The organism is Yersinia massiliensis, assembly GCF_003048255.1.
Taxonomy (GTDB): Bacteria; Pseudomonadota; Gammaproteobacteria; order Enterobacterales; family Enterobacteriaceae; genus Yersinia; species Yersinia massiliensis_A.
Genome location: NZ_CP028487.1, coordinates 3,694,133 through 3,716,921, shown reverse-complemented (window position 1 = coordinate 3,716,921; position 22,789 = coordinate 3,694,133). Strand labels below are relative to the sequence as shown.

Genomic DNA, 22,789 nt, shown 5'->3' with positions numbered 1-22,789 from the left:
GCATATCTGTCGATTTATTGGATGTGAATCATGAACTGTAAATTGTACAAACTTATTTTCTGCCACCGATTGGGATGTTTAGTCGCTGTGGGGGAGTTCATACGCGCCTGTGGCAAATCGTTTTCATCGGCAAGCAGGGCATTGATTAAAGATAAAAATCCTAAGTCAGGAATATTAAGTCGCTTAGCCATGCTAGTGGGATTTGTTTTAGGTACGTTGCCTTGGCGACTATTAGCTCATCCCCCCTTACCCGTTAACGGCAATATTGTTGTTGGGCTAGGTGAAATGAATATTGATAACCGTGCTCTTACGGTGACACAGCAAACCGACAAATTAGCCATTAATTGGGGCAGCTACGACATTGCTAAAGGGCATAGTGTGACTTATCACCAGCCGAGTAGCCAGAGTATTGTCTTGAACCGCGTATTGGGTAACAACGGGTCACAAATACACGGCAAGCTTAATGCGAATGGGCAGGTTTTTCTCCTCAATCCGAATGGTGTTCTCTTCGCGAAAGGCGCGGAAGTGAATGTGAGGGGGCTAGTTGCTAGCACTAAGTCAATGTCAAATCAGGATTTTATTGGTGAAAATTACAAGCTGACAAGTAGCAGACTCGAGGGGCGCGTCGTCAACCAAGCCAATTTAAGTGCTACCACAGGGGGGTATATCGCGCTGGTTGGGTTGCAGGTGGATAACCAACACTCAGGCTTTATTGATACCCCCCAGGGGAAAACGCTCTTTACGGCTGGGCAAAACGTCACTCTTAATCTGGATGAGGGCAATTTAATCGGTGTACAAATTCAGGGTAGGCAAGTGGCGACGTTGCTACAGAATGGAGGGTTAGTGAGGGCCGATGGCGGTGTTATTCAACTGACGGCAAATGGTAAAGAGGCATTAATGGATACCGTGATTGATAACACCGGTATTTTACAGGCACGCGGATTAATCGAAAAAATGGGCGTTATTCATCTCGATGGTGGGGATGACGGGGTCATAAGCCAGCGAGGGGCGATCGATGTGAGTAACCCACAGGGACGTGGGGGGCGGGCGGTTCTTGAGGGGCAACGCATTCGTTTGGTCACCGGCAGCAAAATTGATGCTACTGGATCTGCTGGGGAAGGCACCGTTTTGGTCGGTGGGGATTGGCAGGGCAAAAAAAGTCAGATAGGGAATGCTCATTCTGTCGTCATGGAAAAAGGCGCGCATATTGATGCTTCTGCCTCCCGTCTCGGGTCGGGCGGAACCGTGGTGTTGTGGTCTGAACGGTACACCCATTTTGAGGGGAATATCGCGGCTAGAGGCAGAGGCCAATCAGGGCAGGGTGGGCAGGTGGAAACCTCCAGCGCGCAGATTTTAACCGCTTTGGGTCAGGTTGATGTGGCTTCCCCCAACGGCCGCAAGGGGCGTTGGTTGCTTGATCCGGCTGAAGTGACCATTGTTGGCAATGGTAATGAGAGTGGAACATCTATTCAAACTGGTGAGATTCCAGCAGGGTATGTATCAAATGCACAGGTTTTCACCCCGACGGCAAACGTTTCTCAAATATTAAATAGCAGTATTAATGCTCAGCTTGATGCAGGATCAAATGTCACTATTACAACCAGTAATCGAGATTTGGTTGATAATTGTCGCTGGTGCAATATCACACTCAGTGCAGATATCAATAAAACAGCGGGTACAGAGGCAACGCTAACATTACTGGCTGATGGCAATATTGAGATTGATAATAATATTACTTCTAGTATGGGAAAATTAAATCTTAATTTATTGTCAGGTAATTCGACAGTCGATTCCACCATTACTTTAAATCATAGTCGTGTGATATTGAATGAAGGTGATCTCCTCGCTAAGCATGCCAAAGAAAATAACACGGCCGGTATTATCCTCATGGGCGGGCAATATGCTGTCGGTAACCTGACGCTAGAAGGGAATTCTGGTGTAGCCTCACAAATTGGGGTGAATATCAGTCAGTCAGCGAATATTACTGTGGTGGGTGAAGCAAAAATATTGGGCGAGAGCAGCAATAGTAATGGGCAAGGGTGGCGGGGTATCGAGATATCCGATAATTCCACACTCGCCAGTGCCGGTAATATGACCTTCGTTTTAGCCTCAAATTCTAAAGTGACATGGGTCAGTTCATTTTCAAATGCGACAATTAGCAGCGAGAAAAATATCTCATTTCAGGCCAATGGTAGTGCATGGGGAGGTCTAGCTTTTGATGATTCGACTATTACGGCTAAGTCTGGCGATGTGGATATCCGTTTTAATGGCACTATTCTGACGTCTACTAACCAAGCAGTATTGCTCAATGGTACAACCGTGAGTGGTCAACATGTCAGTCTGGCAAGTAACGTTTCTGGCGCTGATGGTATTTTATTGAATAATAGTCAGGTGACGGCAACGCTAGGGGATATTCATGCGAATGTAACTTCGACGAATAAAGGGATTTGGCTAAATTCAAATACAACATTAGGGGCTACTGGCAATATCTCTTTTGTTGGCATATCAAGTGGAAGCGACACAGGGATCACTATTCAAGGTGCTTCAGATACTTTACTTAATAATATTTCTGCTCAAGGGAATATCACCCTGATAGGTGAAAGCAGCAATAGCAGCCATCAAAGCACTTCTATTGCTATCTCAAATACCAGTTTGACCTCTGTTGGGAATAATATTGAGATTAACGGATCATCTGCGGGCGCTGGCTATGTGCATTTAGTTAATTTTGATTTGAATGCCACAGTGGGGAATGTCTCTGTGAATGCAGAAACATTATCGGCATTACCTGATGCGCAAAGTGCGGCATTAAGCTTGGAGGGAAATAACACCATCAATGCTAAGAACGGGACAGTTATTGGTCAAGCACTGAATACGGCTCAGGGCGCGGGAATAGGATTTAGAACCAACACCACGTTATTTACTCGGGGGAATATCGCCTTCCAAGGGGAGACTGAAGGCGCGGGTAGTAATGGCATCATTCATTCTGATTCGACCCCATTAACCGTGAATAATGATGGTGTATTGATGATGGATGGGCGTTCAGTCAGTGGCACAGGCCTTGATTTTTCAACCAATAATAACACCCTGATATTAAACGGTGAGGGTGACACTTTAATCAAAGGGAGTAGCGATACTGGCTCGGGCATCGCGCTTTCTGGCATCGAGAATAATAGTAACGGCTCGGTGAAAATAGATGGGAAAAGTATCCAAGGAATCGGCGCGTATATTTTCAATTCAGAGCATCAAATTAATCGCATTAATATCACCGGTAATTCAACTGAGGGCGAAGGTCTGAGAGTGAGTGGTAATGCCACGATATTAAATAGCACATTAGCGGGTGTTTCGATGAATGGCAGCGGGGTGAAAATTGATTCAGCGCTTAACACCAACAGTATTACGCTCACCGTCTTAGATAATTCAACACTCGATGGCAGCACGACGAATGGCAAAGGCGTTGAGATAACCAGTGACATCAAAGGGGTACACCAAAGCCGTATCAATGGCACCACCGATGGCACCGGTGTTGGTATTGATATCGCGCAAAATTTACATGTGACTGGCACCAGTCAGGCTGATCTTCTGACGCTGCAGGGTGCGGCGATAGCAGAGGCGGGAACGGGGATAAAACTCCAGGGTAATAATGATTTAAGCAACACTAGCCTCAGTGGTAACACGGTGAATGGTACCGCCTTGGCGATCATCGGCCCAGTGACTAACAAAGGGAAAGGCAAGGTAACCTTTAGTGGTACTTCATCTGAATCCGGTACCGGGGTAGAGGTCAGTGGCATGCTGGCCGACATTGTGGTGAGTGGTGACTCGGCAAACGGCACTGGGGTGAGAGTGAGTGGTGAAACGACACTGGCGAACACCACCCTGACGGGGAACAGTGCTAATGGCGCGGGCGTGAATATTAGTGGCAATCTGACGGGCAGTGAAAACAGCGCGGTGCTTGGCGATACGGTGAATGGCACCGGCGTGAATGTTGGTCATGATGTGGATCTTACTGGTAGAGCTACCACAGATTTGCTTGAGATAACCGGCACCACCAGTGGTGAGAGCGGCACCGGCGTGAAGCTTAACGGTAACAATACGCTGGATAATGTGTCGCTGGCGGGTGATGCCACGAATGGCACCGGCATGAATATCAGTGGGCCAATAGTTAATCATGGTAATACGACTGTTGATGGTAAATCGACGGAGGGCGACGGAGTGCAGCTCAATGGCGCAGTCACTGGCGGGACAGTCAACGGCAGTTCAACCAATGGCAGCGGCGTGAAAGTGGTGGGTGAGACCGTGTTGGATAACGCCACCCTCAACGGCAGCAGCGTAGAGGGCGCTGGGTTGGATATCCTCGCTAATATTACCGGCAGTAATGGCAGTGGCGTTCAGGGTAATACGGCCAACGGCACAGGTGTGGCAGTAGGTAATGAGGTTGAGCTGACGGGGGCAGAGACGACAGATCTGCTGAGCGTGACCGGCAATGCCAGCGGTGATAGCGGCACTGGCGTGAAGCTTAATGGCAACAATACGTTAGATAATGTGTCGCTGGCGGGTGAAGCCACGAATGGCACTGGCATGAATATCAGTGGGCCAATCATCAATAATGGCAATACGGCGGTGAACGGTAAATCGACGGAGGGTGACGGAGTACGACTCAATGGTGCTATCACTGGCGGCACGGTTAATGGCAGTTCAGCCAATGGTAGTGGCGTGAAAGTGGTGGGTGACTCAGTGTTGGATAACGCCACTCTCAACGGCAGCAGCACAGAGGGGGCTGGGTTGGATATCCATGCCAATATTACCGGCAGTAATGGCAGTGGCGTTCAGGGCAACACGGCCAACGGTACCGGTGTGGCGGTGGGTAATGAGGTTGAGCTGACGGGGGCAGAGACGACAGATCTGCTGAGCGTGACCGGCAATGCCAGCGGTGATCGCGGTACCGGCGTGAAGCTTAGCGGCAACAATACGCTGGATAATGTGTCGCTCGCGGGGAAGGCGAGCGATGGGCATGGCGTGGATATTCCTAACGGTGCAGTAACCAATAAAGGCAATACCACAATTGAGGGGAACGCGACTGATCGGGGGCATGGCGTACATGTGAATGCCGTCTTGACGGGGGGAGGGATGAATGGCAGTTCCGCCAATAATGCGGGTATCTTCCTCAATAATAATGCCTTTATCAACGAAATCGCGATTCTCGGCAATACGACTACCCACCCAACTGCTGTTCATATCGCGGCACCCGCATTTATCGGCAACAATGTCGTGATTAATGGTCAGATTATCGAAAGAAGCGATCCTCGCAGCAATATTAATTCTGCCCAAAATTCGGGCCAACCGTCGCCTACCTCGCGAGAAATCACCGCCCAGGCTAATGAGCAAGCGTGGGTGATTCCTTTTTCATTGCTGAGAAAACGCGATCAGATCCTCAGCACTCTTGACGGCCATCACTCTCCTCTTTCTTCTCAACTGACGGCGTATCAACTTTCATCTGGGCAAGAAAGTGTTGGCAATATCAGCTTCAACATTTGTGTCCCAGAAGGGACAACCACTGAAACAACAGGTTGCGATGAGCATGTGCTCGGGAAATGGATACCACTGTCATCAACATGTCGCCAAGAATAGGGCGCCGTCAGGGGGAAAGGGTGGAAGAACCAATGGAAGTTGCGCCCGTCATTGAGCGCCCAGCAGAATTTTCATTATCTTATTTTGAGTTCTTAGTCTGTACTCGCCGCTATGAAGCGGCGGGGAGAATGCTGATCTTTTTGCTAGAAGAGTTGGATGCTCATTATGGGCGTTGGGATGTATTTTCCCTCAATCAACAGCCACAACAGCAGCAGGAACACTATTGTAATCGCTTGGCCGCGGCCATTGGAAACTTGTTCTCTGATCCGGGATTCATTATTTCAGATACGGGCTTTTTACAATTGATCAATTTCCATCGTTGGATCGCCTTAATATTCGCTGCTTCCCCGTTTGGACATGCCGATCATGTGATTACTAATCTCAATCAGGAGGGGGAAGGGTCTGCGCATCCTCTTCGATTTGAGCGCAATAATTTCCTGAAGTTTTGCTTGATGTATCTGCCAGAATCGAGCGTGCCACTTCAGCCGGATATATTGTGGCAATTTAATCCGCAGGCGGCCGCTGCACTGTGTTTGGCACTCTTATCGCCAAGAATGTTACCCAGTGCGGCAGGGCATGCAAAGCGTGAGTTTTTACTCGGTTGGTTACCGGAAAAACTGTTAACATTAGTGGGCCTCGGGCAGCTACCAGAACGTATCTTGCATGATGTTTATATGCATTGTAGCTATGCTGATAGGGCAGAAAAGCACCGGATAAAACGTAGTATCAATCTTCATTTGCGTCAGACGCTACTTCAAAATGGGCTATCTGATAGCCACATCCCCCCGCCATCTCGCAGTAAACCATTAATGCTCGTGATCTTAGAGTGGTTTAACAGTGGTCATTCTATCTATCGAACACATTCCAGTACCCTACGAGCCGCTCGCGCGCAGTTTTCTACTCATGGTGTCACCCTCGCTGAGGCCACTGATGATATCACTCAGACGGTTTTTGATGAGTTCACGGAAGTGAATCGAGTGGGTGCGGTCGAGGCGATTGTGGCATTAGCGAAAAAATTACAGCCAGATGTGATCTATTTCCCCAGTGTTGGGATGTTTCCGTTGACGGTTGCCTTAACCAATCTTCGACTCGCGCCGTTACAGGTGATGGCTCTTGGTCACCCTGCAACGACACACTCTGACTATATAGATGCGGTGTTAGTGGAAGAGGATTATCTTGGGGATATCGAGTGTTTCTCCGAAAAAGTGGTTCCGTTGCCTAAAGACTGCCTACCCTATGTGCCGCCAGCGAATATCAACCAGCCTAACCCCATTGAGCATTTTGCTGAGCGCCCCGCAGTGCATATTGCTGTTTGTGCCTCTGCCATGAAGATAAATCCACGTTTTTTGGCCACTTGCGCTGCCATCGCCCAACGAACGGCTATACCTGTTGTGTTTCATTTTCTGGTGGGATTTTGCTGGGGTATTAGCCATCGCGTGATGGAAAAAGCGGTCACTAACATTGTTCCACAGGCCATCGTCTATGAGCATCTGGAATATTTGGATTACTTACAGGTGATCAATCAGTGCGACCTTTTTATTAACCCGTTCCCCTTCGGTAACACTAATGGCATCGTGGATACTGTGCGTCAGGGGCTTCCCGGTGTTTGTCTTAGCGGAGCTGAAGTGCATGAGCATATTGATGAAGGGCTTTTTCGCCGTTTGGGTTTGGCTGAAACCCTGATTACTCATAGCTTGGCAGACTATATTGCCGTTGCGGTGCGCCTGATAACGGATATCGAGTGGCGTCATGGTTTGCGCCGCCAACTGTTACAGATTCAGCCTGATAATGTGTTGTTTACCGGTAGGCCTGAGCAGTTTGGGGGGATCGTCCGTGGTTTGCTGGATGAGTTGCAGGGGGAATGAAACAATAAAAAAGCTCGAGATAGCTGAAAAAGTGCCGATTGCGGAGAGGACAAGCAGATCATAAAGACGCCGTAAAATCATCCCTGATGGCGCGGACGCTTTACTTTTCTGCCTGTCCTCACCGTTTCAGATCGAGTTAGTGTTTATCAGTAGTCTGAAACCCCCAGTGATTGGGGGCTTGAATAGACACAAATATAAATGATTAGGCGGCTTCAGTTTGCCGTGGTTTCGCTGACTGCTTTACCTTTGGTTTAACGGCCAATTCATCTGCTTCAAATTCATCGACATTAATTGAACGCAGACGGCTATCTTCGGCTTTAGTCAGGACTGCCGCTTCTTCTGCGCTGATTTTCCCTTCAGCCAGCGCGCGTTTTGCCAGCATATCAAGGCGAGTAAATGGCAGGCTCTTACCGGCTTCTTTACTCAGGCGCTTATGAATCGGTTCTGCTGCAATGACATCCTGCAATGCGGCTTCCAGTAAACCGACAGGGTTAAACTCGCTCGGTGTCAGGTATTGACCACGACCAATACGGCTGCGGGTTGCTGATGGCACTTGCAACAATTGCGCTATCTGATGATCCAACTTATCTGATGGTGCCTGATGTGAGCGGCCAAATGGGAAGACGACGAAGCGCATCAATCCGGCGATCAAACCATTCGGGAAGTTACGCAGTAAGTCATCTAGCGCTTGCTCCGCTTGGTACAGCGCATCTTGAACGCCCCAGTGGACCAGCGGTAAATCTTCTTTCTGGCGGCCTTCATCTTCATAGCGTTTCAGTGTCGCTGATGCCAAATACAATTGGCTGAGAATATCGCCAAGACGAGCGGAAATACGTTCACGACGCTTCAGGCTACCGCCGAGTACACCCATTGAGACATCTGACAACAAGGCCAGATTGGCGCTCAAGCGGTTCATCTGCTGGTAATAGCGGCGAGTGCTGTCTTTCACCGGTGTAGCGCTAGTACGGCCATCAGTCAGACCCAACCAGAAGCTGCGGATCTTGGCACTGCCAACATGGCCCAGATGCCCAAACAAGGCTTTATCAAACGCCGCGACATCGTTAGATTGTGCCGCTGCCATTTCATCAAGGACAAATGGATGGCAACGAATAGCACCTTGACCGAAGATAATCATGCTACGAGTCAGGATATTCGCACCTTCAACGGTGATACCAATTGGCGCACCCTGATAGCTACGGGCAATAAAGTTAGTTGGGCCCAGACAGATACCTTTACCCCCCGCAATATCCATCGCGTCCATCACGGCGCGCTGGCCTCGGTGGGTACAGTGATATTTAACAATGGCCGATAATACCGCCGGTTTCTCACCCAACATAATGCCGCTGGTGACCAAGGTGGCAGCAGCATCCATCACATAGGCGTTACCCGCGATACGTGCCAATGGTTCTTCAATCCCCTCCATTTTACCGATGGAGATTTTGAACTGGCGGCGGATATAGGCATAAGCACCGATCCCCATCGCCACACTTTTCAGGCTACCTGTGGCATTCGAAGGCAGCGTGATACCGCGGCCCACCGACAGGCATTCCACCAGCATACGCCAGCCCTGACCGGCCATTTTTGGCCCACCGATAATGTAATCAATGGGGACAAAGATATCGTTGCCGCGTGTCGGACCATTTTGGAAAGGCACGTTCAGCGGGAAGTGACGGTGACCGATTTCTACCCCTGGGGTGTTAGTCGGGATCAATGCACAAGTAATCCCTAAATCAACGGTTTCACCCAACAGATGCTCAGGATCCGATAATTTGAAGGCTAAGCCGAGTACAGTGGCGATAGGTGCAAGGGTGATATAGCGTTTGTTCCATGTCAGGCGCATGCCCAGCACTTGTTTACCTTGCCATTCCCCCATGCAAACGGTGCCAGTGTCGGGAATTGCGCCAGCATCAGAACCGGCCTCTGGGCTGGTCAGGGCGAAGCATGGAATCTCATCGCCACGGGCCAAGCCTGGCAGATAATGATTCTTTTGTTCTTCAGTCCCGTAATGCTGTAGAAGTTCGCCGGGGCCAAGGGAGTTAGGTACGCCCACGGTGATAGCTAAGATACCTGATACGCCCGACAGTTTTTGCAGTACCCGAGCCTGCGCATAGGCCGAGAACTCAAGACCGCCGTACTCTTTCTTAATGATCATCGCAAAGAAGCGTTTTTCTTTCAGATACGCCCACAGTTCTGGCGGCAAGTCGGCCAATTCATGGGTAATCTGGAAGTCATTTGCCAGACGGCAGGCTTCTTCAACAGGCCCATCGATAAACGCTTGCTCTTCTGCGGTTAACTGTGGTTTTGGGTAGTTGTGCAATTTCTTCCAGTCAGGTTGACCTTGGAACAAATCGCCTTCCCACCAAGTAGTGCCGGCATCAATGGCTTCTTTTTCAGTCCGTGACATCGCAGGCATAACTTTACGGAACATGCGCAATGCCGGCGCAGAAAACAGTGATTGGCGCACCGGTGTGAGCAACAAAGGCAGTAAAACAATCATCAGTGGCAATAGTACCCAGTATGACCATAACTGCGACGCACCTAGTGCTACGGTGTAGACCACAAGAATCAAACTACTGAGATAGAGGTTCACCCGGTGATAGAACAACACACCAATAAGAACCAGCAAGGCAACAATGCTAAGAACCATCATAATAATGCTCCTGAGATGTAGGAGGTCTGACCTGTTGAGTGATACATTTGTTTTAGTCCATCTCATTATTTTTATCAATACCATTACATGCTATTTACAACTCATCTCACAATTTGTTCTCAATCCTCGTGAAAACTCTTTCCTGTAACGCATCACAGCGCTTCTCGCTTTTTATGCTATCCGGTACACTGACACAGGAAAATATTGATGCCATAGGACTATAAAAGAGGCTCCCATGTACCACGATTTAATCCGCAGTGAATTGAACGAAGCAGCAGACACGCTGGCAAACTTTCTGAAAGATGATGCAAACATCGATGCTATTCAACGCGCAGCCGTCCTGTTGGCTGATTCTTTTAAAGCGGGTGGCAAAGTCTTGTCATGCGGGAATGGCGGTTCCCATTGTGACGCCATGCATTTTGCTGAAGAATTGACTGGCCGTTATCGTGAGAATCGCCCTGGTTATCCAGCGATTGCGATCTCAGATGTTAGCCATCTCTCTTGTGTCAGTAATGACTTTGGTTATGACTATGTTTTCTCGCGTTATGTTGAAGCTGTTGGCCGTGAGGGGGATGTCCTGCTGGGCATTTCTACATCAGGGAATTCAGGCAACATCATTAAAGCGATTGAAGCTGCTCGCGCTAAGGGCATGAAAGTCATCACCCTGACAGGTAAAGATGGCGGTAAAATGGCGGGCTCAGCGGATATCGAAATCCGAGTGCCGCATTTCGGTTATGCCGATCGCATTCAGGAAATTCATATCAAGGCGATTCATATCTTGATTCAGTTGATTGAAAAAGAGATGGTAAAAGCCTGATGTGCTGAGGTGATCAACGCTGAAACGAGTGGTGTTGATCACCTTGAATCACCCTCAACGAAACCGTGTCTGGTAAAAACAGTGTCTGGTAAGTGAAAAACGCAGCTAACACCGCTGCAACAACAAGAATTAAAGGTCTAAGCGGGAGGTTAGTTATGTGCGAATTGCTCGGGATGAGCGCAAATGTTCCCACGGATATTTGCTTTAGTTTTACCGGTCTAGTGCAACGAGGTGGGGGAACAGGCCCGCATAAAGATGGCTGGGGCATTACTTTCTATGAAGGTAATGGTTGCCGCACGTTTAAAGATCCCAAACCAAGTTTTAACTCGCCAATTGCCCGCTTGGTACAAGATTATCCGATAAAATCCTGTGCGGTGGTTTCGCATATCCGTCAGGCCAACCGAGGGGAAGTGGCGTTAGAAAATACTCACCCGTTTACCCGCGAAATGTGGGGCAGAAACTGGACTTACGCTCACAACGGGCAGCTAAAGGGCTATCGTCAATTAGATACTGGGACTTTCCGGCCTATTGGCCAGACTGATAGCGAATATGCTTTCTGCTGGCTGCTAAATCAATTAGCCAAGCGTTACCCGCGAACCCCCAGTAATTGGCCAGCCGTATTTCGCTATATCGCAACGCTATGCGAGCAGCTGCGCAAAAAAGGCGTGTTTAATATGTTGCTCTCGGACGGGCGTTTTGTGATGGCGTTCTGTTCGACCAATTTATATTGGATAACCCGCCGTGCGCCTTTCGGCAAAGCGACGTTGCTGGATCAAGATGTTGAAATCGATTTTCAGCGCCAAACCACACCCAATGATGTGGTCACGGTGATCGCCACGCAGCCTCTGACAGTCAATGAAACCTGGCACAAAATTGCACCAGGTGAATTTTCATTATTCTGTTTTGGTGAGCAAATTTGATTTGGTCAAAGCGTACTGGGATGCCGGTTCGCTGGAAAGCGGCGGGCGGCTCAGTACATACTGCCCGTTAACGACTGAAACCGCTGGTGGCATCCGGTTTTTGGCAAAATAGGTATATCCCGGCTGTAATTGACGCCAGAAATTGTAATCTGAAGAGTTTCGGTGGCGCTGCATGTTTTGCTCTGTCATTCGGAAAGGATAAATACTGATATCGACTTTTTCCTGACCGAAGATAAATGCCGTTTGCACGTAGTTAAATATCTCGTCCATATAGGCATCTGTCATTGCATAACAGCCAATTGATTTGCAAGCGCCATGGATCATCAGATATTTCCCTGAATAACCCTGAGACTTATCATATTCATTTGGGAAGCCAATATTGATTGCCCGATAAAACTTACTATCGGGTTTTAAATGGCGCATATCAATAGTGTAAAAACCTTCCGGACTTTTGAAATCACCTTCACGGCGTTTCGGGCCAAGGCCACCTGAGAATTCACAGATGCGATAGCTTTGTACCAGGCGATACTCACCCTGTAATCTGGCATATAATTCCAGAGTACGTTCTTCTTTGAAGATCTGAATATAGACCGATGACCCTAGTAATTGCTGTTTAAGCTCTTTGGACACCGCCACTGGCTCACTGGCTGAGCTGGTGAAGGATACCGCAGGCAAACAAATTATCATCGCAAACAACAACGCGACTTTGCCCATTTATTATTCCTACTTATATTTATTAGATGCCACTAACTTTTCTGATTTATAGGCGCAGATTATCAGTCAGAAAATTTTTAGCAATATATGTTTTGTATAAAATAAATACCAACTCGGTAAAGGTGACTTAATAATGCGCTTTTACCGAATATATACAGAAGTTAGTGGGAAATGATTTGCATTTGCTTGACTCAAATCACGGCATTTTTCAGACACTGTAAGGTCTAGATGCTAGAATCGTGCGCTGTTGTTGGCTCGTTCATTGAATGGCTTTGGTGGTCATTTTACGTAAGAGACGATTAACACCTAATTTCTACGATTCTTTCAGTCAGTATTCATGGTTGCCCTATAGAATCGGCACTTTGCTGCCGCTTATATGAAGCGTGAAAGTATCTTCTTTTGTGTGGCTGTACGCGTTGGGTTTCAGTACAGCATTTGATATCACTGATAAAGTTGTCCAACCTTATGATTAAGATAAAGAAAGGACTCGACCTTCCCATCGCTGGGTCACCCTCGCAGGTGATAGAAAATGGTCCAACTATTCGTCATGTCGCGCTGCTGGGTGAAGAATATGTGGGCATGCGTCCCTCCATGTTGGTACAAGAAGGTGACTGGGTTAAGAAAGGTCAGGCTCTGTTTGAAGATAAAAAAAATCCGGGAGTGATGTATACCGCACCGGCTAGCGGCAAAGTCTGTGCCATTCATCGTGGTGAGCGTCGAGTGCTGCAATCGGTGGTGATTGAAATTGAAGGCGATGAGCAAATTGCTTTCGAACGTCATGATGAGTTGTCCCTCAATCAACTGAGTGATGAACAAGTACAAAACCAATTGCTGGCCTCAGGTTTATGGACTGCATTGCGAACTCGCCCTTTCAGTAAAACTCCTGTACCGGGTAGCCGCCCTCGGGCTATTTTTGTCAGTGCAATGGATACCCAACCACTAGCTGCTGATCCGCTGGTGATCATTTCCACTGAATCCGATGCCTTTAAGCATGGTTTAACCCTCCTGACTCGCTTAACGGAAGGGAAAGTACATGTTTGCCATGCATCAGGGCAGGCGGTCAGTAGCCATCCGAACGCGCAAGTAACCTACAATGAGTTCTCTGGCCCTCATCCGGCGGGGTTGGTGGGCACACACATTCATTTCCTTGAACCGGTGAGTGCACGCAAGACCGTTTGGCATCTGGGGTATCAGGATGTGATTGCGATTGGCAAACTTTTCACCCTTGGTGAATTGTGGACTGACCGCATTGTCGCGGTGGCAGGCCCGCAAGTGAATGAACCGATATTACTGCGCACTCGCCTTGGCGCGAGTTTGTCTGAATTGACGACGGGTAGATTGAAAGACGGTGAAAACCGGATTATTTCTGGCTCCGTTCTCAGTGGTACGGCTTTCTCGGCCACTCATGGCTATCTTGGGCGTTTCCATCAGCAAGTGTCTGTTATTCGTGAGGGGCGAGAGAAGGAACTCTTTGGCTGGGTAATGCCTGGTCGCGATAAATACTCCATTACTCGCACCACACTCGGCCATTTCTTCAAACGTAAATTGTTTGCTTTTTCGACCAATATGAACGGTGGTGAGCGTGCAATGGTGCCTATTGGTAACTATGAACGTGTCATGCCGTTGGATATTTTGGCGACACATTTACTGCGTGACTTGCTTTCGGGGGATACCGAAAGTGCGCAGGCACTGGGTTGTCTAGAGTTGGATGAAGAAGATCTGGCATTGTGCACATTTGTCTGCCCCGGTAAGTACGAATACGGCCCGGTACTGCGCGACATACTGACCAAGATTGAGCAGGAAGGATAACTCATGGGCCTGAAACATTTTCTCGAGAAAATAGAGCACCACTTTGAAGCGGGTGGGAAATTAGAAAAGTACTATCCGCTGTATGAGGCTGCGGCCACCATTTTCTATACCCAAGGTAAAGTGACGCCGGGTGCGTCTCATGTGCGAGATGCCATCGACCTAAAACGGATGATGATTCTGGTCTGGTTGGCGGTCTTTCCAGCTATGTTCTGGGGGATGTACAACGTCGGCGCTCAGGCGATCCCAGCATTAAACCAACTCTACAGTGGTGCCGAGCTGCAACAGATTATTGCCAGTGATTGGCATTATCAACTGGCCAAAATGTTGGGTGTCTCCTTTGCTCCAGACGCGGGCTGGATCAGCAAGATGGTACTGGGGGCGGCCTATTTCCTGCCCATTTATGCCGTGGTGTTTTTGGTTGGCGGTTTTTGGGAAGTGGTTTTTTCTATCATCCGCAAACATGAAATCAACGAAGGTTTCTTCGTCACGTCCATTTTATTTTCGTTGATTGTACCGCCCACATTGCCTTTGTGGCAGGCGGCACTGGGGATCTCTTTCGGCGTCGTTATCGGTAAAGAGGTCTTTGGTGGTACGGGGCGTAATTTCCTTAACCCAGCTCTGGCAGGACGTGCTTTCCTGTTCTTTGCTTACCCCGCGCAGATATCCGGTGATTTGGTGTGGACCGCAGCAGATGGTTTTTCTGGCGCCACTCCATTGTCACAATGGACGGTTAACGGTAGCCACAGTCTAGTGAACACCGTGACCCAGCAACCTATCACTTGGATGGACGCTTTTCTGGGTAACATCCCAGGATCGATTGGTGAAGTCTCTACGCTGATGATCTTGATCGGGGGGGCCATTATTCTGTTTGCCCGCGTGGCTTCTTGGCAGATTGTGGCGGGTGTGATGATCGGCATGATTGCCACCGCGTACTTGTTTAATTGGATAGGCTCTGACACCAATCCGCTATTCGCGATGCCTTGGTATTGGCATTTGGTCCTCGGGGGTTTTGCGTTTGGCATGGTCTTTATGGCAACCGATCCGGTGTCGGCCTCATTTACCAATGCCGGTAAATGGTGGTATGGCGGTTTGATTGGCGCGATGTGCGTATTAATCCGAGTGGCTAATCCGGCTTATCCAGAGGGCATGATGCTCGCTATCCTGTTCGCTAACCTGTTTGCACCATTGTTCGACTACGTGGTTGTTCAGGCCAATATCAAGCGGAGGAAAGCCCGTGGCGAGTGATAAACCAAGAAATAATGACAGCATCAGCAAAACATTGCTGGTGGTGATCGTGTTGTGCTTAGTGTGTTCTGTCGTGGTGTCAGGTGCGGCTGTCGGGCTAAAAGCGAAGCAACAAGAGCAACGCTTGTTAGATAAACAGCGGAATATTTTGGCGGTCACCGGTTTACTGCAACCGAGAATGCCTGCTGAAGAAGTGCAACGCGAATTTGCTGAACGCATTGAACCTCGCCTACTGGATTTACAAAGTGGTCAGTTTATCAAACAAGACCCCGCGACTTTTGACCGAGCTCAGGCGCTACGCGATAACCAAATGAGCATCGCGCTGACCTCAGCGCAAGATATCGCTGGGATTCGGCGTCGGGCCAACATCGTTGAAATCTATTTGGTGCGTGGTGAAGACGGGCAGATCAATCAAATTGTTTTACCCGTCTATGGCTCGGGTCTGTGGTCGATGATGTATGCCTTCGTGGCTATCGACAGCGACGGTAAAACTGTGCGCGGTATTACCTACTACGATCATGGTGAGACTCCGGGGCTGGGCGGGGAGATAGAGAACCCCAATTGGCGTAACCAATGGGTGGGTAAACGGTTATTTGACGATCAGGGGCAACCGGCTATCCGTATTGTTAAAGGGCGTGCACCTGCTAACGATCCTCATGCGATAGACGGATTATCTGGAGCAACATTGACCTCAAACGGGGTGCAAAACAGCTTCGATTTTTGGCTCGGTGAAAACGGCTTTGGCCCGTTCCTGCAACGAGTGCGCGAAGGAGCGTTAAAAAATGGCTGATACCAAAGAGATTAAGCGGGTCTTATTTGGGCCTTTATTTGATAACAACCCCATTGCATTACAGATCTTGGGTGTTTGTTCTGCGCTAGCGGTTACCACCAAACTGGAAACTGCCTTAGTCATGACGCTGGCCGTAACCTTGGTTACCGCCTTCTCCAGTTTTTTCATCTCATTGATCAGAAACCATATTCCAAATAGTGTGCGCATCATTGTTCAGATGGTCATCATTGCTTCGCTGGTGATTGTCGTGGATCAGATACTGCGTGCTTATGCCTTTGAGATCTCCAAGCAACTGTCAGTGTTTGTCGGCTTGATTATCACTAACTGTATAGTGATGGGGCGCGCCGAAGCCTACGCGATGAAATCTCCACCGATTGAAAGTTTTATGGATGGTATCGGTAACGGCCTAGGCTACGGTGTCATTCTAGTGCTGGTGGGTTTTGTTCGCGAGCTGATTGGCTCAGGCAAATTATTTGGTGTGACGGTACTTGAGTCCGTGCAAAACGGCGGGTGGTATCAGCCAAATGGATTGTTCCTGTTAGCGCCTAGTGCATTCTTTATCATTGGTATGCTGATTTGGGGCCTACGGACCCTGAAGCCTGCGCAGATTGAGAAGGAGTAATTGACGATGGAACATTACGTCAGTCTGTTTGTTCGCGCAGTGTTTGTGGAAAATATGGCTCTCGCGTTCTTCTTGGGAATGTGTACTTTTCTGGCTGTTTCCAAGAAAGTGGCGACGGCCTTTGGCCTGGGTATTGCGGTCACGGTCGTTTTGGGCATTTCAGTACCGGCCAATAATCTGGTTTATAACCTAGTGCTGCGTGATGGTGCCTTGGTCGAAGGGGTGGATCTCAGCTTCCTGAATTTCATTACCTTTATTGGCGTTATCGCGGCTATTGTGCAGGTATTGGAGATGATCCTCGATCGTTATTTCCCCGCCTTGTACAACGCATTGGGTATTTTCTTGCCTTTGATTACCGTGAACTGCGCCATCTTCGGCGGCGTGTCCTTTATGGCGCAACGTGATTACAACTTCCCTGAATCGATTGTGTATGGCTTTGGTTCCGGCATCGGGTGGATGTTGGCCATTGTGGCACTTGCCGGTATTCGCGAAAAAATGAAATATGCCAATGTGCCTGCGGGTTTACAGGGGTTAGGGATCACCTTCATCACGACCGGATTGATGGCATTAGGATTTATGTCTTTCGCCGGTGTGAGCCTATAAGAGCAGGAATAATTCATGGAAATAATTCTGGGCGTAGTGATGTTCACCCTCATCGTGCTGGCGTTGACACTGATGATCTTATTTGCCAAGTCGAAGTTGGTGAATACGGGGGATATTAGTGTTGATATCAACGATGATGCGGAAAAATCTTTTGTTGCTCCAGCAGGGGATAAGTTGCTTAACCTGCTTTCTAGCCATGGCATTTTCGTTTCCTCAGCGTGTGGCGGCGGTGGTTCGTGCGGCCAGTGCCGAGTCAAGATTAAAGAAGGTGGCGGGGACATTCTGCCCACCGAGCTTTCTCATATCTCAAAGCGTGAAGCCAAAGAAGGTTGTCGCTTGGCGTGTCAGGTCAGCGTGAAGCAAAATCTGAAAATTGAATTACCCGAAGAAATCTTTGGTGTAAAAAAGTGGACGTGCGAAGTTATCTCTAATGATAATAAAGCCACATTTATCAAAGAATTAAAGCTGAAAATACCGGACGGTGAGGTGGTGCCGTTCCGCGCTGGGGGCTTTATTCAAATTGAAGCTGAACCGCATACCGTCAAATACGCTGATTTTGATGTGCCAGTGGAATATCGTGGCGACTGGGATAAATTTAATTTATTCCGATATGAGTCGGTTGTCTCGGAGCAAACTGTGCGTGCTTACTCGATGGCAAACTACCCAGAAGAACGTGGCATCATCATGCTGAATGTGCGTATTGCGACGCCGCCACCTTCACAGCCTGATGCGCCGCCGGGAATAATGTCATCCTATATTTGGTCCCTGAAACCGAGCGATAAAGTAGTTATTTCTGGGCCATTTGGTGAGTTCTTCGCTAAAGATACCGATGCTGAAATGATCTTTATTGGTGGTGGTGCAGGTATGGCACCGATGCGTTCGCACATCTTTGATCAACTCAAGCGGCTGCATTCGAAACGTAAAATCAGTTTTTGGTATGGCGCTCGTTCACTGCGTGAAATGTTTTACGAAGAAGATTTTAACCAGCTACAAGCTGAGAATGATAATTTCCAATGGCATGTGGCGTTGTCTGATCCCCAGCCAGAAGATAATTGGACGGGATATACCGGATTCATTCATAACGTCTTATTCGAAAATTATCTTAAAAATCACCCAGCACCTGAAGATTGTGAATTCTATATGTGTGGCCCGCCGATGATGAATGCGGCCGTGATCAAAATGCTGAAAGATCTCGGCGTGGAAGACGACAATATTATGCTTGATGATTTCGGCGGTTAAATTTCTATTCACTGGCTTCAATTTTCACCGGCTTCAAATGTGTAGGGAATACAACGATTGGGGATATCGTGCAAAAGCAAAAACAGGTAATACATTGGTTAATGGCTGTGGTCGGGGTTGTCATGCTGGCGGGCTGTGGCCCTGAGCAGATCAATCTGGAAGGGAAAACCATGGGCACTTCATACTCCATTAAGTATGTGGGGGGATCATCCGTGCCCAGTCCTGAGAGACTACAGCAGGAGATCGATCGTGAGTTAGAAGTCGTGAATGATCAGATGTCGACTTATCGCCCCAATTCAGAATTGAGTCGCTTTAACAAAAGCCGAGAAGTAAACAAGCCGTTTGCGGTTTCAGTGGCGACGGCAAAGGTGGTACGTGAGGCAATCCGTATCAACCGGCTGACTGATGGTGCACTGGATGTTACGGTTGGGCCATTGGTCAATTTGTGGGGATTTGGCCCTGAAGGGCGGCCAGATGTGGTACCGACCGAAGCTGAAATTTCCAAACGCCGCGCTTGGGTCGGTATTGAGAATTTAGCTGTAGAAAATGGGGCGCTGATAAAGCGTATTCCCGAGTTGTATGTTGATCTCTCTTCTATTGCTAAAGGCTATGGTGTTGATGTAGTCGCTGAATATTTGGAAGCCAACAACATCACCAACTATATGGTCGATATCGGCGGTGAAGTCCGAACCCGTGGTAATAATGGGGAAAATAAACCTTGGCGCATTGCGATTGAAAAACCGGTTTCTGGCATGTCACAAAGTGCTCAAGAGATTATCGAACCAGGGCGCATGGCAATCGCAACTTCCGGGGATTATCGCAACTATTTTGAAAAAGATGGTGTCCGTTATTCTCACACAATTGATCCCGAAACAGGGCGGCCCATTAATCACCGGCTGGTGTCTATCACTGTTTTAGACCCAAGCTGTATGACTGCGGATGGATTATCGACTGGGTTAGATGTGCTGGGGCCAGAGCGGGGAATGGCATTGGCGAATTTACTCGGTATTCCGGTACTGATGATAGTCAAAACTGATGAGGGCTTTGAAGAGCGCTATTCTGATGCCTTCCAGCCTTATCGGCAGAAACGGCCTTAATCGGAGGGGATATGTTGACTGTTTTTATCGCGTCCTTTGTCTTTTTCCTGTTAGCTATCGCCGGGATGTCATTAGGCTATATTGTCAAGCGTAAAACCTTACAGGGCAGTTGTGGCGGCATCGGAGCATTGGGGATGGAGAAAGTCTGTGATTGTCCTGAGCCTTGTGATTCGCGAAAGAAACGTTTGGCGAAAGAGGCCGCACGTCGAAAGGCGCTGGATCAGTACCGTATTTTATAGTGGATGAGCAGATCGCGATAAAATAAAGTTAATATGATATATCTCCCCGCCAACAACCTCTTGTTGGCGAGGAGAATATTTAGATAGAGATAGCCGATTCTCTAACGAATAGTGGGTAATAAAAGTATATATCCTGAATATCATCGTTTAGATGATCACGTTATTTTTGCTACTTACTATTCTTCGCCACTCACAATTTTTCGAAATAGCGCGGGTGAATCGACCATAACACCATCTGCACCTAATTCTTTTGCTTTCTTATAGTCTTCGGGCGTATTTATCCCAAAGAAAATAATGTGCGCGTTAGTGTTTTTGCGAAAACAATCAACAGCTTCTTTATCCCAACTCAGTACCGCATTGGAGCGGCCCTCTCCCAATGTATATTTCTCCACCACTTCAACTTTGCGATGCAATTCTAAGCCATACCAACGCTCGAGGTTCTCCGTAGGTAAATCACATTTATGAGCCATAGTAATGTTGGCGAGCTGAGTGCGCGTAAGGTCGCGGCTTTCAAAACGCTTTATCTGATGTGATGGGTCAGCTACCTTATTTACGGTATCCAATGCATTCAAATATGCATCGTCGGTTGAGTAGACTCGAGCGCGGGATAGGCGGTTTTTCTCGCCTTTATGGCTAACATCGAGTGTTTTTTGCAGCGCCTTGGCGAAGGTCAACGGATTGGCATCGGGTGATTTGATGTCAAGATAGAATGTGGTGGTCGGGAATTGTTTCAATACTTCATCAAGAGTAGGTATGCCGCTGTTAGCACCTGATTTAAGCGTAATATTGTGTTTTTTATCATAAGCAACACTCGCGTCCATTTGTGCGAGTTGTTTAGCGGTATAAGCAGAAACTTTACCGGATTTATTCGTTAATTCCTTAAGATCAGAAGGGCGATACAATACGGGAATATTATCCTTGGACAGTTGTAGCGTGATCCAAATTGCATCGGCGCCATTATCGAGCGCCTTTTTGATGGCGGGCAATGTGTTTTCTGGTGCATCACCTGTCCCTCCTCGATGGGCAATAATTTGTGGTATTTCAGGGGAGGTAACTGATTGGGGATTTGCGGCAAAACCAGAAGAAACAAAGCAGGAGGATAATAGTAGGGTAGCCATAATATAATTTCGCATAATATTGAGTCCTATTCATTAATTAACAATGAATTATCGTTGAGGTTGATGTTAATCATATAAGTAATATTTTTAGGCCTTTTCGAATTTAATGGTTTTTTATAAAAAATAAATAGCAAAATACTTAAAGAACTTAATAACAGAATTCAATTCTGTTATAGGCGTTATTGATTACTGTTTTGATTAGGATAATTATGAAATGTGACAGTTAATCGATAGGCTTAGAGGGACGAGAGTTAGGATAATCTTGAATTAAGATTACTTTACTGTATACTTATACAGTAAATGTGTGGTGGGTGGATAAGATGCGAAAAATTATTCATGTGGATATGGATTGCTTCTTTGCGGCAGTTGAAATGCGTGATGATCCTAGCCTACGCGATATCCCTATCGCGATTGGCGGTAGTCGCGACAGGCGTGGTGTCATCAGTACCGCCAATTATCCTGCTAGGCATTATGGTGTCCGCAGTGCGATGCCAACGGCCATGGCCCTGAAACTATGCCCACAACTGAAAGTTATCCCCGGCCGTATGGCAGCCTATAAAGAAGCGTCACTGCATATTCGTGAAATTTTCGCTCGTTACACGCCATTGATTGAGCCGCTCTCCTTAGATGAGGCCTATTTAGATGTGTCTGATTGCCTGGCGTGCAGCGGTTCAGCCACATTAATTGCCCAAGAGATTCGCCAATCAATCGCTGATGAACTGAACCTGACAGCTTCGGCTGGCATCGCTCCTATCAAGTTTTTGGCAAAAATAGCGTCCGATTTGAACAAGCCCAATGGGCAATATGTGATAACGCCCGATCAGGTTTTACCCTTCTTACATGATTTGCCCTTGAGCAAAATTCCAGGCGTTGGGAAAGTGACCGCTAAACGTTTACAGGATGTCGGGTTAGCCACCTGTAGTGACGTACAAAACTACTCGCAGGCTGAATTATTGAAACGCTTTGGTAAATTTGGTCATGTGTTGTGGGAGCGCAGCCACGGTATTGATGAACGTGAGGTCTCCCCCGAACGTTTGCGTAAATCGGTGGGTGTTGAAAGGACTTTGGCAGAGGATATCCATGACTGGGATAGCTGTGAATCATTGATTGAGCAGCTATATATTGAGCTGGAAACGCGGTTAAGTAAGGTCAGGCCAGACCTACATATTGCTCGGCAAGGGGTGAAGCTGAAATTTCATGATTTTCAGCAAACGACGCAAGAACATGTTTGGCCGCAGCTGAATAAAACAGACTTACTGCAAGTAGCGAAAACGGCGTGGAATGAGCGCCGCGCTGGGCGGGGAGTGCGCTTGGTGGGCCTGCATGTCACATTGCTGGATCCACAACTTGAGCGGCAATTACTGCTGAGCTGGGAATAGGGCGGCATAAAAAACGGCGGACCCATTTGAGCCGCCGTTTCGTGTCAGAATGTTAAC

At 48.0% G+C, this 22,789-nt stretch carries 16 protein-coding genes; 13 read left to right on the top strand and 3 right to left on the bottom strand.

The window, feature by feature from the left end; translation table 11 throughout:
* The first annotated feature begins 30 nt into the window (after positions 1-30).
* Both DA391_RS17315 and DA391_RS17310 read left to right on the top strand, forming a co-directional pair.
* On the top strand, positions 31-5,625 hold the full coding sequence (locus DA391_RS17315; protein WP_108088023.1) for a filamentous hemagglutinin N-terminal domain-containing protein: 5,595 nt from the start codon (positions 31-33) through the stop codon (positions 5,623-5,625).
* Between the two features lie 32 nt (positions 5,626-5,657).
* Positions 5,658-7,490: a glycosyltransferase gene (locus tag DA391_RS17310; RefSeq protein ID WP_240624836.1), complete on the top strand. Its 1,833-nt coding sequence runs from the start codon at positions 5,658-5,660 to the stop codon at positions 7,488-7,490.
* A 202-nt stretch (positions 7,491-7,692) separates the two neighbouring features.
* On the opposite strand, the gene fadE is transcribed toward DA391_RS17310, so the two are convergent.
* Positions 7,693-10,140, bottom strand: coding sequence for an acyl-CoA dehydrogenase FadE (gene fadE, locus DA391_RS17305; RefSeq protein WP_108088022.1), 2,448 nt, complete (start codon positions 10,138-10,140; stop codon positions 7,693-7,695).
* 235 nt (positions 10,141-10,375) lie between these two features.
* On the opposite strand from fadE, the gene lpcA reads away from it, so the two are divergent.
* Positions 10,376-10,957 (top strand): D-sedoheptulose 7-phosphate isomerase, encoded by a 582-nt coding sequence (lpcA, locus tag DA391_RS17300; RefSeq protein ID WP_004707432.1) that lies wholly within the window; start codon positions 10,376-10,378, stop codon positions 10,955-10,957.
* Between the two features lie 155 nt (positions 10,958-11,112).
* The gene (locus DA391_RS17295) at positions 11,113-11,877 is read left to right on the top strand and encodes a class II glutamine amidotransferase (RefSeq protein ID WP_019212971.1); all 765 of its coding nucleotides are present in this window, start codon (positions 11,113-11,115) and stop codon (positions 11,875-11,877) included.
* Here DA391_RS17295 and dpaA read toward each other — a convergent pair.
* The gene (gene dpaA / locus DA391_RS17290; RefSeq protein WP_050083505.1) at positions 11,851-12,591 is read right to left on the bottom strand and encodes a peptidoglycan meso-diaminopimelic acid protein amidase; all 741 of its coding nucleotides are present in this window, start codon (positions 12,589-12,591) and stop codon (positions 11,851-11,853) included. The genes DA391_RS17295 and dpaA overlap by 27 nt on opposite strands.
* A gap of 465 nt (positions 12,592-13,056) precedes the next feature.
* On the opposite strand from dpaA, the gene DA391_RS17285 reads away from it, so the two are divergent.
* The 8 genes from DA391_RS17285 to nqrM all read left to right on the top strand — a co-directional run bounded on the left by DA391_RS17285 (position 13,057) and on the right by nqrM (position 20,235).
* The gene (locus DA391_RS17285; protein WP_108088021.1) at positions 13,057-14,400 is read left to right on the top strand and encodes a Na(+)-translocating NADH-quinone reductase subunit A; all 1,344 of its coding nucleotides are present in this window, start codon (positions 13,057-13,059) and stop codon (positions 14,398-14,400) included.
* Between the two features lie 3 nt (positions 14,401-14,403).
* A complete protein-coding gene (locus DA391_RS17280; RefSeq protein ID WP_050083507.1) occupies positions 14,404-15,645 on the top strand; it encodes an NADH:ubiquinone reductase (Na(+)-transporting) subunit B in 1,242 nt (413 codons plus the stop codon).
* Positions 15,635-16,435 carry a Na(+)-translocating NADH-quinone reductase subunit C gene (locus tag DA391_RS17275; RefSeq protein ID WP_050083508.1) on the top strand — a complete coding sequence of 267 codons (801 nt, stop codon included), beginning with the start codon at positions 15,635-15,637 and terminating at the stop codon, positions 16,433-16,435. Before DA391_RS17280 ends, DA391_RS17275 begins: the two co-directional genes overlap by 11 nt.
* A complete protein-coding gene (locus tag DA391_RS17270) occupies positions 16,428-17,057 on the top strand; it encodes an NADH:ubiquinone reductase (Na(+)-transporting) subunit D (protein WP_050083509.1) in 630 nt (209 codons plus the stop codon). Before DA391_RS17275 ends, DA391_RS17270 begins: the two co-directional genes overlap by 8 nt.
* 6 nt (positions 17,058-17,063) lie before the next feature.
* Complete coding sequence (gene nqrE, locus DA391_RS17265; protein WP_019212965.1) at positions 17,064-17,660, top strand: NADH:ubiquinone reductase (Na(+)-transporting) subunit E; 597 nt, start codon at positions 17,064-17,066, stop codon at positions 17,658-17,660.
* A 15-nt stretch (positions 17,661-17,675) separates the two neighbouring features.
* Complete coding sequence (gene nqrF, locus DA391_RS17260) at positions 17,676-18,899, top strand: NADH:ubiquinone reductase (Na(+)-transporting) subunit F (RefSeq protein WP_108088020.1); 1,224 nt, start codon at positions 17,676-17,678, stop codon at positions 18,897-18,899.
* Between the two features lie 101 nt (positions 18,900-19,000).
* The gene (locus DA391_RS17255; protein ID WP_072096298.1) at positions 19,001-19,996 is read left to right on the top strand and encodes an FAD:protein FMN transferase; all 996 of its coding nucleotides are present in this window, start codon (positions 19,001-19,003) and stop codon (positions 19,994-19,996) included.
* 11 nt (positions 19,997-20,007) lie between these two features.
* Positions 20,008-20,235, top strand: coding sequence for a (Na+)-NQR maturation NqrM (gene nqrM, locus DA391_RS17250; protein ID WP_050083511.1), 228 nt, complete (start codon positions 20,008-20,010; stop codon positions 20,233-20,235).
* A 176-nt stretch (positions 20,236-20,411) separates the two neighbouring features.
* On the opposite strand, the gene DA391_RS17245 is transcribed toward nqrM, so the two are convergent.
* Positions 20,412-21,368, bottom strand: coding sequence for a glycerophosphodiester phosphodiesterase family protein (locus DA391_RS17245; RefSeq protein ID WP_108088019.1), 957 nt, complete (start codon positions 21,366-21,368; stop codon positions 20,412-20,414).
* 305 nt (positions 21,369-21,673) lie between these two features.
* On the opposite strand from DA391_RS17245, the gene dinB reads away from it, so the two are divergent.
* Positions 21,674-22,732: a DNA polymerase IV gene (gene dinB, locus DA391_RS17240; protein WP_050083513.1), complete on the top strand. Its 1,059-nt coding sequence runs from the start codon at positions 21,674-21,676 to the stop codon at positions 22,730-22,732.
* Positions 22,733-22,789 lie beyond the last annotated feature (57 nt).